We start from the raw sequence: 254 nt of genomic DNA, 5'->3' as shown, positions 1-254 counted from the left end.
AAGATTGAGCAGTTCACAAAGCTCTTTTCTGGCATCGTAAAGTCTTCTTCCCAGACGTAATTCGCGATATGCGGGATCAACGAAAACTTCTATTCCATACAAAACATCTCCTGTTGATAAGTGGGTATTAAAAGTATAATTTCCTGTGATATCAACATAGGTATGATCATCCCCAAATTCATTATAATTCACGATAATGGAAAGTGCAACCGCCGCCAATTTACCATCTACTGTGATACAAATTTGACCTTGGG

At 38.2% G+C, this 254-nt stretch carries 1 pseudogene; it reads right to left on the bottom strand.

The window, feature by feature from the left end:
* Positions 1-254: pseudogene (locus tag SCA31_RS24490) on the bottom strand (carbon-nitrogen hydrolase); the annotation flags it as partial.

The sequence above is a fragment of the Chryseobacterium sp. SIMBA_028 genome (assembly GCF_046535285.1).
GTDB lineage: Bacteria > Bacteroidota > Bacteroidia > Flavobacteriales > Weeksellaceae > Chryseobacterium.
The sequence above is the reverse complement of the archived record's forward strand: the minus strand, read 5'-3'. Positions and strand labels throughout refer to the sequence as shown.